1 pseudogene is annotated in these 546 nt (G+C 69.2%); it reads left to right on the forward strand.

The annotated features are described in order from the left end of the window. Nucleotides 1–546 (forward strand): annotated as a pseudogene (locus AC1DSF_RS30645) (hypothetical protein); the annotation flags it as partial.

Below are 546 nucleotides of genomic sequence, written 5' to 3' on the forward strand. Positions count from 1 at the left end.
CGACCCGCGCCGGTCGATCTCCACGATCGACCCGCAGTACTACCGCTGGACGCAGTGGATCTTCCTGCAGCTGCGGAACTCCTGGTACGACACCGAGGCGGACGGCGGCAAGGGCCGCGCCCGGCCGATCGCCGACCTGGTCGAGCAGTTCGAGAAGGGCACCCGCGCGGTCCCCGGCGGCGGCGTGTGGGCGGACCTGCCGCGTGCCGAACAGGCCAAGGTGATCGACGGGTTCCGGCTGGCCTACCTGTCCGAGGCGCCGGTCAACTGGTGTCCGGGCCTGGGCACCGTGCTGGCCAACGAGGAGGTCACCGCCGAAGGCCGCAGCGAGCGCGGCAACTTCCCGGTGTTCAAGCGGAACCTGAAGCAGTGGATGATGCGGATCACCGCGTACTCCGACCGCCTGATCGACGACCTGGACAAGCTGGACTGGCCGGAGCCGGTCAAGCTGATGCAGCGCAACTGGATCGGCCGGTCCGAGGGCGCGCACATCGACTTCACGTTCGCCGGGCACGCCGACGACCTGAAGGTCCGCGTGTTCACGAC

This window comes from Variovorax sp. 01N429 (assembly GCF_056399425.1).